We start from the raw sequence: 14,081 nt of genomic DNA, 5'->3' as shown, positions 1-14,081 counted from the left end.
GGAGGAGGGGGCGATGATGCGGCTTTATTCGATGCCTTCGTCGGGCAACAGCTACAAGATTCGGCTCTTGCTGGCGTTGACGGGACGCGAGGTCGAACTCGTCGATTGCGAGAGCGGCTCGGATGCGCTGGCGCACGCCAGGGCCGAAGGGATCCTGCCTTTTGGCAAGGTGCCCGTGCTGGTGCTGGATGATGGCCGCAGGCTGGCGGAATCCGGTGCAATCCTGTGGTATCTGGGTGAGGGAACAGCCTTTATCCCGGCCGATCCTGTTGAGCGGGCGCAAGTGCTTGGCTGGATGTTCTGGGAACAATATAACCATGAGCCTGTGATCGCGGTTCGGCAGGCGCTGTTATACTATCCCCACCGTGCGGCGGAGGCGACGCCCGAACGCCTGGCCGATCTGCTGGAGCGTGGTCACGCATTGCTACAGGTGATGGAGGACCGGCTTGCAGCGCATGACTGGCTCGGGAGTGAGGTGAGTCTCGCTGACCTGTGCCTTTATGCCTATACTCACAATGCGGGAACGCGCGGGGGATTCGAGATGGACCGCTTTCCCGGCATAGGGGCATGGCTGCGCCGGATCGAGGCGCTGCCGGGATATATGAGGCTGGACCAATGAGTTTCGAATATCTGCTGACCGCGTTCATTGTTTGCGTCGTGCCGGGCCTGGGTGTGATCTATACCCTGTCCTCGACATTGGGCGGGGGAATGCGCGCCGGGCTTTGGGCGGCGCTTGGCTGCACGATCGCGACGGTAATCCATATGCTGGTCGCCATGGCCGGGCTGGCGGCCCTGCTGCATACCAGCGCCGTGCTGTTCCAGGCTGTGAAATTCGCGGGTGTCGCCTATCTGCTCTGGATGGCCTGGGGCGCTTTGCAAGGCGCGGGCGGCCTGCAGTTTCGCGCCGCAGAACCAACTCCTGTCCGGCAGCTGGTTGGGCGGGGAATAATGATCAACCTGCTCAACCCCAAGCTTCCGATGTTCTTCATGGCTTTCCTGCCGCAGTTCCTGCCTGCCGGGGCCGGGCTTGGGGCGCTGGTCGAACTGGGCCTTGGCTTTACCGGGATGACCTTTGGGGTATTCGTCATCTATGCCGCTCTGGCGGCGAGCGGGCGGGACGCTGTGCTGGCCTCGGAAACCGCGATGCGGTGGATGCGGCGCATATTCGCTGCATCCTTCGCGATGCTTGGGCTGAAACTGGCGGTGAGCCGGGCGTGACGGAACTGTTTGCGTGGACGGACGGGGCATGCAGCGGCAATCCCGGCCCCGGAGGCTGGGGTGTTCTGTTGCGCGCCATGGATGGCGAGCGGATCGTCAAAGAGCGCGAATTACAGGGTGGAGAGGCCGATACCACCAATAACCGCATGGAACTGATGGCCGCCATCGCGGCGCTGGAGACGCTTACCCGTCCGAGCGAGATCACCATCACCACCGACAGCGCCTATGTAAAGAACGGCGTCAGCCAATGGATCCATGGCTGGAAAAAGAATGGCTGGCGCACGGCAGGCAAGAAACCTGTGAAGAATGCCGAGCTATGGCAAAGGCTCGACGAGGCGCGCGCGCGGCACAAGGTTGAATGGCGCTGGATCAAGGGACATGCCGGTCATGCCGAGAACGAGCGGGCCGATGAGTTGGCGCGCGCCGGTATGGCGCCCTTCAAATGAGCTTTTCGGGGCTGCTGATCGCGCTGGACTATGGTTCGGTGCTGATCTTTGCGCTGACCGGGGCGCTGGTGGCCAGCCGCGCCCAGCTTGATCCGGTGGGCTTCATCTTCATGGCAGCGCTGACGGCGGTGGGGGGCGGCACGCTGCGCGACCTGATCCTCGGGCGCGAGGCGGTGTTCTGGGTCGATCAGCCTGCCTATGTTCTGATGGCCGCTTGCGCCGCGCTGGTGGTGTTCTGGACCGCGCATCTGTTTGAAAGCCGCTATCGATTGCTGATCTGGCTGGACAGCGTGGCGCTGGCCGTTGCCGTCGCGGCAGGAGCGGGCGTGGCGATGGAGGGAGGATTTGGCCCTGTCATCACCGTGATCATGGGGATCGTGACCGGCACGTTCGGCGGACTTATGCGCGATGTTGTGGGCAACGAGGTTCCCCTGGTGCTGAAACAGGGTCAGCTTTACCTGACCGCGGCCTTTGGCGGGGCGCTGACGGCGGCGGCGCTGAACTGGCTGGGCTTTCAGCGAGGCGAGGCGCTGCTTGCCTGCGCTGCCATCGTATGGGTGCTGCGTGCCGGCAGCCTGATATGGGGCTGGAAACTGCCGGTCTACCGGCCCCGGCCGCCTCGAGGACGGGAATAGGCACCTGACCGCGTTCCGCGTGCTTCGCCGGTAAGGTTCTGCAGTCCTTCGGCATTCCTCTTCTTCTTTGCCCAAATACCTCGCAGGAGGTCCGGTGCGTATGCGAGTGCGGATGCCGATTGTCCCGCGCCGGATTATCCCGCCACGGCACGCAACAGCCGTTTGCGGGCCGCAGGGATGGCGCGGATCTCGACGCCGGTAAAGACATGCATGGTTCGCAGTGCCGGATCGACGACCGCGTGATCGCTGACCCAACCGCCCATCGCCAGATAGCTGCGCAGGAGAGGCGGCATCGCAGCCATCGCCTGCTTGGGGTTCGGTTTGCGCAATCGCAGGGCGCGGGCGAAACGAAAGACCTTCGGCGCCTTGACGCGCGGTAGCCAGCGGCGCGGGGCGAGATGATGCTCCTTGAGCATGGCGAAAGCCTCGGCATGCTCTTCGGGTTCAGTTCCGACGAAACTGGAACAGCCGAACAGCATCTCTATCCCTGCCTCGTCAACGAAGCGGGTCATCGCCGCCCATGCTATGCGCAGGATGTTGGGGTCGCGGGCTTCGGGATGAATGCAGAAACGCCCCATCTCGACCATCGGACCGTCGAAGCTTTCCAACGCTGCAAGGTTGTAGAATTGCGCCGAATAACTGCGGGCGATCTCGGAGCCGCCGGACAGGGGCAGGAAGCGGAAACAACAAAGCAACTGGCCCGTCGTCACATCCTCGACCAGCATGTGGTGGCATTCGGCGTCAAGCCTGTCGCTGTCGACCTGATCGTCGTCCTCACCGGTTCCGTTCCGGGCAACGAAACACAACCAGCGCAGGCGTTGAGCCGCGCGGATATCCTCGGACGTGTCGGCCAGTCTTGCCTGATACCGGCCCTTGCGAAGTGGTAGCATGTCGGCGGCACCTCTTTTGCCACGCGGATCAACTATCCTAGTGTTGTGTCGATTTCGCGAAAGCGCAATGGGGTCGCGGTTTTTCGTGGTGGGATTCGACGAATATCGCTGATGCGTGCGGATTTCGTCAGCAGAATATGCGCAGTCTTGCCGCTCTGGGCGAAGCCTGATAACCGGGCGCGGATTTCACTCATGGCGGGGCGCCCGCCGCAGACAAAGGTACATCCATGGCCACCGAACGCACCCTTTCGATCATCAAGCCCGACGCCACCAAGCGTAACCTGACCGGCAAGATCAACGCCAAATTCGAAGAGGCGGGGCTGCGCATCGTCGCACAAAAGCGCATCAAGCTGTCGCCCGAACAGGCCGGCAAATTCTACGAGGTGCACAAGGAGCGCCCCTTCTACGGTGAACTGGTCGAATTCATGGCCTCCGAGCCGGTGGTCGTGCAGGTGCTGGAAGGTGAAAACGCGATTGCCAAGAACCGCGAAGTGATGGGCGCGACCAATCCGGCCGATGCCGCCGAAGGCACGATCCGCAAGGAGTTTGCCCTGTCGGTCGGTGAAAATTCGGTGCATGGTTCGGACGCGCCGGAAACCGCCGCTCAGGAGATCGCTTTCTTTTTCTCGGGACTGGAACTGGTCGGCTGACCGGTTTTCAATGGAAATTCAGGAAAAAGGGGGGCTTTGGCCTCCCTTTTTTCATTACATCGATACCGTCCCGTCCGCGCTGCGAGTTGCGGCAATGTCCCGCCCGCGCTATGCCGGTTTATCGGGAAAACATTTCAGGGGGTTGAGAATGCGGGCATTTGTGTTTCCGGGGCAGGGTGCGCAGGTCGTGGGCATGGGGCGCGAACTGGCCGAAGCCTATCCGGCGGCGCGGGACGTGTTCATCGAGGTGGACGAGGCGCTTGGCGAGAAACTGTCGGCGCTGATCTGGGACGGCGATATCGAAACGCTGACCCTGACCCAGAACGCCCAACCTGCGTTGATGGCGACCTCCATGGCGGCGTTCCGGGCCCTTGAGGCCGAGGGAATCAATATTACCGAGGCAAGCTATGTTGCCGGGCATTCCCTGGGCGAATATTCGGCGCTTTGTGCGGCAGGGGCGTTGACGCTCGCGGATACGGCGCAGTTGCTGCGGCTGCGTGGACAGGCCATGCAGGAAGCCGTCCCGATAGGCCAGGGTGCGATGGCGGCGATCCTGGGCCTCGATTTCGAGACGGTCGATCGAATTGCGCGTGAGGCGGCGGAGGATGGGGTCGTGCAGGCCGCCAATGACAATGATCCCGCGCAAGTGGTAATCTCGGGTCACAAGGAGGCGGTCGAGCGTGCCGCGGCGGCAGCCAAGGAAGCGGGTGCGAAGCGGGCGCTGATGCTGCCGGTTTCGGCGCCGTTCCATTCGGTGCTGATGCAGCCTGCCGCCGCGGTGATGGCCGATGCGCTGGCCGGGGTGGATATCCAGCCGCCTGCGGTGCCGCTGATCGCCAATGTCCGGGCCGAGCCGGTGATCGAGCCCGGCGCGATCCGGCGGTTGCTGGTCGAACAGGTGACCGGCACGGTGCGCTGGCGCGAATCGGTGATGCACCTGACAGATTCGGGAGTGACAGAGTTCTGGGAGATCGGAGCGGGCAAGGCGCTGTCGGGAATGATCAAGCGGATTGCACGCGATGCTGTCGTGAAAAATATCGGCACACCGGCGGATATTATCGCGTTGAAGGGGTGAAACAGGCCGGGGGGCGCTTCGCCCCCGTCGCCGGCTGGTTCTCGAACCAGTGGCGCCCCAACCGGCGACCCCCAGAGGATATTTGCATGAAGAAGAAGGGACTCGGATGTTCGATTTGACGGGAAAGAATGCGCTGGTGACCGGCGCGTCGGGTGGGATTGGTGGTGCGATTGCCGAGGCCTTGCATGCGGCGGGCGCTACGGTTGCATTGTCGGGAACCCGGGAGGCTCCGCTGCAGGATCTGGCCGTGAAACTGGGTGAGCGGGCGCATGTGGTGCCGGCGAATCTGGCGGACGCGGATGCTGTCGCCGCGTTGCCCAAGGTGGCGGCGGATGCGATGGGGTCTGTGGATATCCTGATCAACAACGCAGGGATCACGCGGGATAACCTGTTCATGCGGATGTCGGACGAGGAATGGAGCCAGGTTCTTGACGTGAACCTGACCAGCGTTTTCCAACTGTCCCGGGCGGTATTGCGCGGGATGATGAAGGCGCGATGGGGACGGATCGTGAATATCACCTCGGTGGTGGGCGCGACGGGCAATCCGGGGCAGGGCAATTATGCCGCTGCCAAGGCGGGATTGGTCGGCATGTCGAAAAGCCTTGCCTATGAAGTAGCTAGCCGAGGCATCACCGTGAACTGCGTGGCCCCCGGATTTATCGAGACGGCGATGACCGACAAGCTGAACGACGACCAGAAGAGCAAGATTCTGGGGCAGATCCCGGCCGGACGCATGGGGCAGCCCGCAGAGATCGCCGCGGCGGTCACCTATCTGGCCAGCGCCGAGGCGGGTTATGTGACGGGGGCCACGCTGCATGTGAATGGCGGAATGGCGATGGTCTGAACAAGTTGCACGGTGCTGCAACGCGGCGACAAAAAGCTTGGAAAAGCGGTTGCATGAGGGATAATGGGTGCTATATCCCCGCCTTTAGCAGCAGGGAAACCGCCCTGTGCTGGCACGGGCCGTCGCCCGGGAACAAGATTGGGCGGATGCCCGCGAGAATGAGGATATGACATGAGCGATATCGCTGATCGCGTGAAGAAGATCGTTGTCGAGCATTTGGGCGTCGATGAGGACAAGGTGGCCGAGTCTGCCTCGTTCATCGATGATCTGGGTGCAGACAGCCTCGATACGGTGGAACTGGTGATGGCCTTCGAAGAGGAGTTCGGCATCGAGATTCCCGACGACGCCGCCGAAACGATTCAGACCGTTGGCGATGCGGTGACGTTCATCAAGGGCGCTGTCTGAGGCAGCTTTTCGCCCGATTGACGGAAAAACAGGCGGCGCTCTCCATCTGGAGGCGCCGCTTTCATATTGTCTTGCAAGGCCGGACCTGTTCGAGGATGGCTTATCTGCGCTTTCCCTCGGGTATCGTGTCCGGCATCAGCGTCCGAGCTTGGCGTGGACCTCTTCCAGATCGATTTCGCCGATCGGCATCCTGTTGTCGGGATCGTCGAAATCATAGCGGAATAGCTGGAAGTCGTCCTTGTATATCTCCCAGATCAGGTGACGCGACAGGTCGTCGAAATATTCGCTGATCTTGTGGGCCCGTTTGGGGCCGTGACCTTCGGATTCGTTGAAACGCGGCACATCCGTGAGAGCGATGCTGTTCGGTGTTTCGGCCTTGTCCAGAACCCGCTGCATTCCGTCGTTGAAGGTCTCGGTAAAGAAAATGCTGTCGTAATGGCCGCCGTTGGCGATGAAGGTCGCGATTTGTCCCGACATCGCCGCCCAGTGAATGTCCGGCTCCATCGGACGGCGCCAGCGGATGGTGTCACGCGCAAACAGCAGAAAGCGGCGGAAACTGGTTACCTGGTCGAATTCGAAACCGCTTTCCGGGCTGCCGACATCGATTCCGTAACGCTGGATCAGCTGCGAAACGAGATTGCCGCGATAGCGGCGCCCGTTACGCTGGATGCCTGCGATCTTGTCGAAGAAGGATGACAGGATACGCGAATAGGGATTGCGCACGCAGGTGAAAGCGGGCGCCTTGCGGGCCCGTACAATCTGTTCGATCCGCTTCTGACTTTCGTCCTGCGACCACTTGTGCAGCCCCGAGGTCGAATCATGAATGTCGCCATCAAAGAAGAGGCCATGGTCGGTGTAGAACATGATCTGCCCGATGGTGGAACAGGCGCATTTCGGCACCACCCGGTAGATCATGCTTGCGCTTTCGGTCATCCAAACGCCGGGGAACGTCATCGCGGGTTCTCTTCCCTTCTTCTTGTCACCGGCCGATTTTCACCATCTGACGACAACTGGCTTGCTCACGCACTCAGAATTGATACAGACAGAAACCAAACCCCGAGGGGATTTTCAACGCATTATACGACGCGAAGTTGGATATGCCGCAATATGGTGAAGTTTTTGCATGACACGGATAGCTTTTATCCTGTTGACTCATAAGGATCCTGAGGGGGTCATAGCGCAGGCCCGGCGGCTGACGACCACCGGCGACTATGTGTCTATCCATTTCGATGCCAATGCGCCTGACCGCTATTTCGAGCGCATATACACGGCCTTGAAAGACGACCCCGGTGTGACATTCACGACAAAGCGGCTGAAATGCGGTTGGGGAGCGTGGTCGCTTGTCGCGGCGACGCTGCTTGCAGTCGAGGCGGCGGTCGAGGCGTTTCCCGATGCCACGCATTTCTACATGCTGTCAGGTGACTGCATGCCGATCAAGTCGGGGGAATATGCGCATGAATTTCTTGACCGGCATGACGGAGATTTCATCGAAAGCTTCGACTTCTTCGAAAGCGACTGGATCAAGACCGGGATCAAGGCGGAGCGCCTGATTTACCGTCACTTCTTCAGCGAGCGCAAACAGAAATGGCTGTTCTATACCAGTCTGGATCTGCAAAGACGCTTTGGGTTGAAGCGTGACATTCCATCGGATCTGCAGGTCATGATCGGTTCGCAATGGTGGTGCCTGCGCCGCCGGACGATCGTGAACCTGCTGAACTTCTGCAAGGAACGGCGCGATGTGATGCGATTCTTCGCGACGACCTGGATTCCGGACGAGACCTTCTTCCAGACCCTGGTTGCGCATCTTGTGCCGAAGACCGAGATTCACCGGCGGACGCTGACTTTCCTGATGTTCACCGATTACGGAATGCCCGCGACCTTCTATAACGATCATTATGACCTCTTGCTGCGCCAGGACTATTTGTTTGCGCGAAAGATCAGTGCCGAGGCGCTGGAACTGCGGGAGCGGCTTGGAGCTCTGTGGCAGGCGGACGGGCAGGAATTCGTGATCTCGGACGAAGGACCAAGGCTCTTTCGCTTCCTGACCGGGCGTGGCCGTGTCGGACGCCGCTTCGCGCCACGTTTCTGGGAAAGCGAGGGCAATCTGGGACGCAATCAGGTGGTGCATCTGATTGTCGCCAAGAAATGGCATATCGCCAAGCGGCTTACGGCGCGGATCAGGGAACTGACGACGGTTCCCGCCCTGGATTATGTGTTCGACGAACAGGAGGCCGGTTTGCCTTGGCTGGGCGGGGTGGCTTCGAGCCTGACCAAGCGGCAACGTCACCGGCGCGCATTGCTGCGGCTGCTATTCGACGAATATGAGACCCGTCAACTGGTGCTGTGCATTGATCCTTCGGCGCTGTCCCTGATCACCGATTTTGTCAGTGACAAGGCGGAAACGCGAATCCTGTTTATCGATAACCGGTTCGACGACGATTACCTGCAGGGGCACATGAGGCGCATCGGATTGACAGGGGAATCCACACCTCCCGATGTCGCGGCACGTCTGCTGCCCGTCGTCCGGGCCGATCTGGATCAGGAGGCCGAGCGGCTGCGTGACATGAATTTCGAGAGGTTCCAGGTTCTTGCAAGCGCCCAGTCACTCGAACAGAACGCGACGGCCCTTGAACGTTTTCTGGACGTCACTTCTGAAATCGCGCAGGATCTGGCCGGCACCGAACATCTTTTCGCAGATTAGGTCAGGGAAAACGCCATGGGTCTCGACTATGACGATCAGAATATCTTCGCTCGCATCCTGCGCGGCGAGATCCCCAACGACACCGTTGCCGAAAACGAGCATGCCTTGGCATTTCGCGACATCGCGCCCAAATCGCCCAGCCATGTCCTGGTGATTCCCAAGGGCAAATATGTCAGCTTCGACGATTTTGCCGCGAATGCCCCGGTCGAGGAAATCGCCGGCTTCATGCGGCTTTGCGCCGAAGTAATCGCGAAGGAGGGCGTTGGTCTGGATGGCGGACGGGGATTCCGCGCGATCACCAATGCCGGGCCTGACGGAGTGCAGGAAGTGCCGCATTTCCACCTGCATATCATGGGCGGGCGGATGATGGGCCCGATGGTCAGCCTGCGCGACTGACCGCTTTGCGTCAGCCGCGGGTCAGTTCGACGAAGACATCCTCGAGGTCGGGCTGCTCGCTGGCCACATCGATGATTGGCACCTTGGCGTTGCGCAATGCATCAAGCAACTGATCGGCGCGGATGCGAGAGGGCGGATAGCTGATTGCCAGCCGCCCGTCCGGCCGCCATTCCGGCGTGGCGCCCTCGGGCAGGGCGGGCAGTTCGATCCGCTCGCCGATGTCGATGACCAGTGTCTTGCCATCGGCACGGCTCAGCAATTCGCGGGTTCCCTGCCGCACCACCAGTTCGCCATGGTTGATGATGGCGATCTCGTCGCACATCTCCTCGGCCTCTTCGAGGTAATGTGTGGTCAGGATAATGGTCATGCCCTGCTCGTTCAGCTTGCGGACATTGTTCCACAGCATTTCGCGCAAGGTGATGTCGACGCCTGCGGTCGGTTCGTCCAGCACCAGGATCTGCGGGCGATGGACCAGTGCCTTGGCCAGCAGTAGCCGCCGCCGCATCCCGCCCGACAGGTTGCGTGCGTAGGCCTCGGCCTGGTCGGTTAGCCCGACCAGTTCCAGCAATTCATCGGTCCAGCGGTCGGCCTTCGGCACGCCGTAAAGCCCCGCTTGCACGTCTAGGCTGGCCCGGGGGGTGAAATACGGATCCATGTTCAGTTCCTGCGGCATGACCCCGATGGCCGCGCGGGACTGGCGCGGGTTCACGTCCTGGTCGAAACCCCAGATCACCACGCGCCCCTCGGTCTTGTTCACCAGCCCCGCGAGGATATTGATCATCGTGGATTTCCCCGCACCGTTCGGCCCCAGCAACCCGAAGATGCTGCCCGAGGTTATGGACAGATCGACGCCTTTCAACGCCTCTTTCGCGGGTGCGTTGCCCTGCGCGGCATAGATCTTGCGCAGGCCGGTGATTTCGATGGCATTTGACATATGGCTGGTCCTTGCAGAGCTTGCGAAAGCGGGCGTTGCTGCGATATGTGGGTTAGAACAGAACCTGCCCGCCGCGACAAGAAGGCCAGCCATGACCGAATCCGTCTCGCCTGAGAAAGCGACTACCCCGGAACTGCGCATTCCCGCGCCCGAAATCGTCACCGTTACCACCCGGCGCATCGCCTGCGACGGCAATGATGCGGTGGGGCTGGGCCATCCACGCGTCTGGCTGGCGATTCCGGCAGAGGTGGGATTCGTCGACTGCGGATATTGCGACAAGCGTTTCGTGCTGGACAGCAACAATGCGAATGGTGATCACTGATCCGGTTTCCCGTTGCCGCGTGGGCTGAAACGCTTTGCCGTTGCCATGGCAGCGGGGCCGATCTGCTGGATTCTAGCGGTGGTCATAGGGGCGGCATTGCCGGACGGGCCTTTTGTCAGCCAATCTTCGGGGCAGGGGCCGCCGGTGCGTGTCGGACTGTTGCAAGGAGCGATCCATACGGATTTCCTGCTGCCCCTGGACAAGGCCACCAGGCGGGATTTCGCCACCCTCGACCTGCCCGAAACCGCCCGATGGCTGGCTGTCGGTTGGGGCGCGCGGGAATTCTATACGACTGTGGGCGGCTACCGCGAGGTTAGCCGGTCCGCCCTGTGGCGGGCGATAAAAGGCGACAGGGCGGTGATGCGATTCGAGCCGTTCGGGGAATATACGCCCGAATTGAGCATCGAGCTCGATTCGTTGGAATATGAGCGGCTGCGCAAGTCGATCCTGTCCGATACCGATTTTGCACAGCCCGTGGGCGCGGGGCTGCTGCGGGAGGGAGACAGGTATTTCGCAGCGCAGGGAAATTTCAACGCCATCAATACCTGCAACCAGTGGATCTCCCGCAGCCTGAAGCGTGCGGGCCGCCGTTTCGGATTATGGACCCAGACAACCTGGGCGGTGCGTCTGTCGCTGGCGGTGCATCGCTGAAACGGGGCCGGACCGCTGAGCGGCAAGGTCGGGGTTGGGCAAAGGCCCCTTTGCCCCGCCCTGTCTTCGTGTCAAAAACGCAGTGACAGCGTGAAAGGACCACCCATGACCATGACCGGCTTCGGCAAGGGCTGCCATCTTCATTTGATCGACGGCTCGGCCTTTATCTTCCGCGCCTATCATGCCCTGCCTCCGCTGACCCGGAAATCAGATGGCCTGCCGATCGGGGCGGTCGCGGGTTTCTGCAACATGCTGTGGAAATATGTCAGCGATCAGAACGGCCATGATGCGCCGACCCATGTGGCGGTGATCTTCGATCATTCTTCCAAGACGTTCCGCAACGATATCTACCCCGAATACAAGGCCAACCGCCCCGAACTGCCCGAGGATCTGCGTCCGCAATTCCCACTGACCCGCGAGGCCACGCGCGCCTTCAACATTGCCTGCATCGAGACCGAGGGTTTCGAGGCCGACGACATCATCGCCGCGCTGGCCTGCAAGGCGCGCGACGCCGGTGGGGCCGTCACCATCATCAGCAGTGACAAGGACCTTATGCAACTGGTCGGGCAGGGTGTGAACATGCTGGACCCGATCAAGGGAAAGGCGATCGGTCCCGACGAAGTGATGGACAAGTTCGGCGTGGGTCCCGATCGGGTGGTCGATGTGCAGGCGCTGGCCGGTGATTCGGTCGATAACGTGCCGGGTGCTCCGGGAATCGGAATCAAGACCGCCGCGCTGCTGATAAACGAGTTCGGCGATCTCGAATCGCTGCTGTCGCGGGCCGAAGAGATCAAGCAGCCCAAGCGCCGCCAGACCCTGATCGAGCATGCCGAACAGATCCGGATCTCGAAGCGGCTGGTGCAGCTGGATTGCGACACACCGCTGGATTTCACGCTGGAAAGCCTTGAGGTGCGCGACCCGGAGGCCGATGCCTTGCTGAAATTCCTGGCGCAGATGGAGTTCCGGACCCTGACCGCGCGGGTGGCGGAAAAGCTGGGGGCAGAGGCGCCTGCCGTCGTTTCCGCTCCGCCCGCCGAAGCCGCCGCCGCGCCGGAACTGCCCGCAATGGGGGTGGAAGGTTACGACTGCGTGACCGATCGGGAGGCGCTGGACCGATGGATCGCAGAGGTAATCGAGGCTGGGCATGTGGCCATCGACACCGAGACCACCGGGCTGGACGAGATGCAGGCGGAACTGGTCGGAGTGTCTCTTTCGGTCCGTCCGGGCCGCGCCTGCTATATCCCGGTAGGGCATGTCGAGGGCGATGGCGACCTGTTCGGTTCGACCGAACGGGTGGCGGGGCAGATGGATGCCGCTGAGGTGCTGGAGGCGCTGAAACCGGCTCTGGAGGATCCGGCGATCCTGAAGATCGGCCAGAACGTCAAATATGACTGGAAGATTCTCGCCCGCCACGGCATCAGAATGACCCCCCTCGCCGACACGATGCTGATGTCCTATGCGCTGAACGCGGGCACTCATAACCATGGCATGGATGAATTGGCCGAGCGTTACCTCGGCCACAAATGCATCCCGATCAAGGAACTGATCGGCTCGGGAAAATCGCAGATCGGCTTTGCGCAGGTCGCCATCGACAAGGCCACCCCCTATGCCGCCGAGGATGCCGAGGTGACCTTGCGGTTGTGGCAGCATTTCGCGCCGATGCTGCATGCCGAACGCGTGACCACCGTTTACGAGACGCTGGAGCGCCCCATGGTGCCGGTCCTTGCCGACATGGAGATGGCGGGAATCCGCGTCGATGGCGAGACGCTGAAACGCATGTCGAACGCCTTTGCACAGAAGATGGCGCAACTCGAGGACGAGATCCACGAACTCGCGGGCGAGAAGTTCAACGTTGGCAGCCCCAAGCAACTGGGCGAGATCCTGTTCGACAGGATGGGGCTTGCGGGCGGCAAGCAGGGCAAGACCGGCGCCTATTCGACCAGCGCCGATGTGCTCGAGGATCTGGCCGCCGAGGGGCATGACCTGCCCGCGCGAATCCTGGACTGGCGGCAGGTATCCAAGCTGAAATCGACCTATACCGATGCGCTGCAAAGCCATGTGAACCCTGAGACGGGGCGGGTTCATACAAGCTATTCCATCGCCGGGGCGCAGACCGGGCGGCTGGCATCGACCGATCCGAACCTGCAGAATATCCCCGTGCGCAGCGAGGAGGGCCGCCGTATCCGCGAGGCTTTCGTGGCGACGCCGGGACACCGTCTGGTCAGTCTCGATTACAGCCAGATCGAATTGCGGATATTGGCGCATGTCGCGGATATCCCGGCGCTGAAACAGGCGTTCAAGGACGGTATCGACATTCACGCGATGACCGCCAGCCAGATGTTCGGCGTGCCTGTCGAGGGGATGGACCCGATGATCCGCCGCCAGGCCAAGGCGATCAATTTCGGCGTGATCTACGGGATCTCGGGTTATGGCCTGTCGCGCAACCTGCGCATTCCGCGGGCCGATGCGCAGGCCTTCATCAACACCTATTTCGAACGCTTCCCCGAGATCCGCGCCTATATGGACAAGACCGTGGCAGACGCGAAAGAGGTTGGTTACGTGCGGACCCTGTTCGGGCGGCGCATCAACACGCCCGGTATAAACCAGTCCGGCCCGGCTGCCGGCGGTGCGCGGCGGGCAGCGATCAATGCGCCGATCCAGGGGGCTGCCGCCGATATCATCCGCCGCGCCATGATCCGCATGCCCGACGCAATCCGGAGCCTGCCCGCGAAGATGCTGTTGCAGGTCCATGACGAATTGGTCTTCGAGGTCGAGGAGGGTGCGGCGGAAGATCTGATTGCGACGGCCCGCCAGGTAATGGAAGCTGCCGCCGAGCCTGCAGTCAAACTGGCGGTGCCGCTGGTCGTTGATGCGGGTATCGGAATGAACTGGGCCGAGGCGCATTGAATGTGAT

The 14,081-nt window shown here is 61.5% G+C and carries 17 protein-coding genes; 13 read left to right on the top strand and 4 right to left on the bottom strand.

The window, feature by feature from the left end; translation table 11 throughout:
• Positions 1–13: 13 nt before the first annotated feature.
• The 4 genes from C9E81_RS03280 to C9E81_RS03265 are packed head-to-tail and all read left to right on the top strand — an operon-like array spanning position 14 to position 2,299.
• On the top strand, positions 14–619 hold the full coding sequence (locus C9E81_RS03280) for a glutathione S-transferase family protein (RefSeq protein WP_243698473.1): 606 nt from the start codon (positions 14–16) through the stop codon (positions 617–619).
• Complete coding sequence (locus C9E81_RS03275) at positions 616–1,218, top strand: LysE family translocator (RefSeq protein ID WP_122110856.1); 603 nt, start codon at positions 616–618, stop codon at positions 1,216–1,218. The genes C9E81_RS03280 and C9E81_RS03275 overlap by 4 nt, the downstream gene beginning before the upstream one ends.
• Positions 1,215–1,664, top strand: a complete 450-nt coding sequence (gene rnhA / locus C9E81_RS03270) for a ribonuclease HI (RefSeq protein WP_122110855.1) — start codon at positions 1,215–1,217, stop codon at positions 1,662–1,664. The genes C9E81_RS03275 and rnhA overlap by 4 nt, the downstream gene beginning before the upstream one ends.
• On the top strand, positions 1,661–2,299 hold the full coding sequence (locus C9E81_RS03265) for a trimeric intracellular cation channel family protein (protein WP_122110854.1): 639 nt from the start codon (positions 1,661–1,663) through the stop codon (positions 2,297–2,299). The genes rnhA and C9E81_RS03265 overlap by 4 nt, the downstream gene beginning before the upstream one ends.
• A gap of 134 nt (positions 2,300–2,433) precedes the next feature.
• Here the strand turns inward: C9E81_RS03265 and C9E81_RS03260 are convergent, their stop codons facing one another.
• Both C9E81_RS03260 and C9E81_RS22830 read right to left on the bottom strand, forming a co-directional pair.
• Positions 2,434–3,189 (bottom strand): GNAT family N-acetyltransferase, encoded by a 756-nt coding sequence (locus C9E81_RS03260; protein ID WP_122110853.1) that lies wholly within the window; start codon positions 3,187–3,189, stop codon positions 2,434–2,436.
• A 32-nt stretch (positions 3,190–3,221) separates the two neighbouring features.
• Positions 3,222–3,383, bottom strand: coding sequence for a hypothetical protein (locus tag C9E81_RS22830; protein WP_166461799.1), 162 nt, complete (start codon positions 3,381–3,383; stop codon positions 3,222–3,224).
• Positions 3,384–3,416: 33 nt separating this feature from the next.
• Here C9E81_RS22830 and ndk point away from each other — a divergent pair, with 33 nt between their 5' ends.
• The 4 genes from ndk (at position 3,417) to C9E81_RS03240 (ending at position 6,163) form a co-directional block, all read left to right on the top strand.
• Entirely contained in the window at positions 3,417–3,839 is a 423-nt protein-coding gene (gene ndk / locus C9E81_RS03255) for a nucleoside-diphosphate kinase (RefSeq protein WP_122110852.1), read from the top strand.
• A gap of 148 nt (positions 3,840–3,987) precedes the next feature.
• Positions 3,988–4,914, top strand: coding sequence for an ACP S-malonyltransferase (fabD, locus tag C9E81_RS03250; RefSeq protein ID WP_122110851.1), 927 nt, complete (start codon positions 3,988–3,990; stop codon positions 4,912–4,914).
• A 106-nt stretch (positions 4,915–5,020) separates the two neighbouring features.
• Positions 5,021–5,758 (top strand): 3-oxoacyl-ACP reductase FabG, encoded by a 738-nt coding sequence (gene fabG / locus C9E81_RS03245; protein WP_341802628.1) that lies wholly within the window; start codon positions 5,021–5,023, stop codon positions 5,756–5,758.
• A gap of 171 nt (positions 5,759–5,929) precedes the next feature.
• Positions 5,930–6,163, top strand: a complete 234-nt coding sequence (locus C9E81_RS03240; protein WP_076523198.1) for an acyl carrier protein — start codon at positions 5,930–5,932, stop codon at positions 6,161–6,163.
• 135 nt (positions 6,164–6,298) lie between these two features.
• Here the strand turns inward: C9E81_RS03240 and C9E81_RS03235 are convergent, their stop codons facing one another.
• Positions 6,299–7,117 carry a sulfotransferase family protein gene (locus tag C9E81_RS03235; protein ID WP_122110849.1) on the bottom strand — a complete coding sequence of 273 codons (819 nt, stop codon included), beginning with the start codon at positions 7,115–7,117 and terminating at the stop codon, positions 6,299–6,301.
• Between the two features lie 169 nt (positions 7,118–7,286).
• On the opposite strand from C9E81_RS03235, the gene C9E81_RS03230 reads away from it, so the two are divergent.
• Together C9E81_RS03230 and C9E81_RS03225 are read left to right on the top strand one after the other, a co-directional pair.
• Positions 7,287–8,864, top strand: coding sequence for a DUF5928 domain-containing protein (locus C9E81_RS03230; protein WP_122110848.1), 1,578 nt, complete (start codon positions 7,287–7,289; stop codon positions 8,862–8,864).
• A gap of 15 nt (positions 8,865–8,879) precedes the next feature.
• Positions 8,880–9,260 carry an HIT domain-containing protein gene (locus C9E81_RS03225; RefSeq protein WP_122110847.1) on the top strand — a complete coding sequence of 127 codons (381 nt, stop codon included), beginning with the start codon at positions 8,880–8,882 and terminating at the stop codon, positions 9,258–9,260.
• Between the two features lie 10 nt (positions 9,261–9,270).
• Here the strand turns inward: C9E81_RS03225 and C9E81_RS03220 are convergent, their stop codons facing one another.
• On the bottom strand, positions 9,271–10,194 hold the full coding sequence (locus C9E81_RS03220) for an ABC transporter ATP-binding protein (protein WP_122110846.1): 924 nt from the start codon (positions 10,192–10,194) through the stop codon (positions 9,271–9,273).
• 91 nt (positions 10,195–10,285) lie between these two features.
• Between C9E81_RS03220 and C9E81_RS03215 the strand changes: the two genes are divergently transcribed.
• The 3 genes from C9E81_RS03215 (at position 10,286) to polA (ending at position 14,074) form a co-directional block, all read left to right on the top strand.
• Entirely contained in the window at positions 10,286–10,516 is a 231-nt protein-coding gene (locus C9E81_RS03215; protein WP_425010596.1) for a zinc-finger domain-containing protein, read from the top strand.
• A 144-nt stretch (positions 10,517–10,660) separates the two neighbouring features.
• Complete coding sequence (locus C9E81_RS03210) at positions 10,661–11,167, top strand: DUF2459 domain-containing protein (protein WP_166461798.1); 507 nt, start codon at positions 10,661–10,663, stop codon at positions 11,165–11,167.
• Positions 11,168–11,278: 111 nt separating this feature from the next.
• Positions 11,279–14,074, top strand: a complete 2,796-nt coding sequence (gene polA / locus C9E81_RS03205) for a DNA polymerase I (RefSeq protein ID WP_122111147.1) — start codon at positions 11,279–11,281, stop codon at positions 14,072–14,074.
• Positions 14,075–14,081: the final 7 nt, after the last annotated feature.

This window comes from Paracoccus alkanivorans (assembly GCF_003697785.1).
Classification (GTDB): domain Bacteria; phylum Pseudomonadota; class Alphaproteobacteria; order Rhodobacterales; family Rhodobacteraceae; genus Paracoccus; species Paracoccus alkanivorans.
The sequence above is the reverse complement of the archived record's forward strand: the minus strand, read 5'-3'. Positions and strand labels throughout refer to the sequence as shown.

Coding starts and splice junctions, on each gene's coding strand:
- C9E81_RS03280 (WP_243698473.1), top strand. CDS start 14: ATGATGCGGCTTTATTCGATGCCTTCGTCGGGCAACAGCTACAAGATT.
- C9E81_RS03275 (WP_122110856.1), top strand. CDS start 616: ATGAGTTTCGAATATCTGCTGACCGCGTTCATTGTTTGCGTCGTGCCG.
- C9E81_RS03265 (WP_122110854.1), top strand. CDS start 1,661: ATGAGCTTTTCGGGGCTGCTGATCGCGCTGGACTATGGTTCGGTGCTG.
- C9E81_RS03260 (WP_122110853.1), bottom strand. CDS start 3,189: ATGCTACCACTTCGCAAGGGCCGGTATCAGGCAAGACTGGCCGACACG.
- C9E81_RS22830 (WP_166461799.1), bottom strand. CDS start 3,383: ATGAGTGAAATCCGCGCCCGGTTATCAGGCTTCGCCCAGAGCGGCAAG.
- ndk (WP_122110852.1), top strand. CDS start 3,417: ATGGCCACCGAACGCACCCTTTCGATCATCAAGCCCGACGCCACCAAG.
- fabD (WP_122110851.1), top strand. CDS start 3,988: ATGCGGGCATTTGTGTTTCCGGGGCAGGGTGCGCAGGTCGTGGGCATG.
- fabG (WP_341802628.1), top strand. CDS start 5,021: ATGTTCGATTTGACGGGAAAGAATGCGCTGGTGACCGGCGCGTCGGGT.
- C9E81_RS03240 (WP_076523198.1), top strand. CDS start 5,930: ATGAGCGATATCGCTGATCGCGTGAAGAAGATCGTTGTCGAGCATTTG.
- C9E81_RS03235 (WP_122110849.1), bottom strand. CDS start 7,117: ATGACGTTCCCCGGCGTTTGGATGACCGAAAGCGCAAGCATGATCTAC.
- C9E81_RS03230 (WP_122110848.1), top strand. CDS start 7,287: ATGACACGGATAGCTTTTATCCTGTTGACTCATAAGGATCCTGAGGGG.
- C9E81_RS03225 (WP_122110847.1), top strand. CDS start 8,880: ATGGGTCTCGACTATGACGATCAGAATATCTTCGCTCGCATCCTGCGC.
- C9E81_RS03220 (WP_122110846.1), bottom strand. CDS start 10,194: ATGTCAAATGCCATCGAAATCACCGGCCTGCGCAAGATCTATGCCGCG.
- C9E81_RS03215 (WP_425010596.1), top strand. CDS start 10,286: ATGACCGAATCCGTCTCGCCTGAGAAAGCGACTACCCCGGAACTGCGC.
- polA (WP_122111147.1), top strand. CDS start 11,279: ATGACCGGCTTCGGCAAGGGCTGCCATCTTCATTTGATCGACGGCTCG.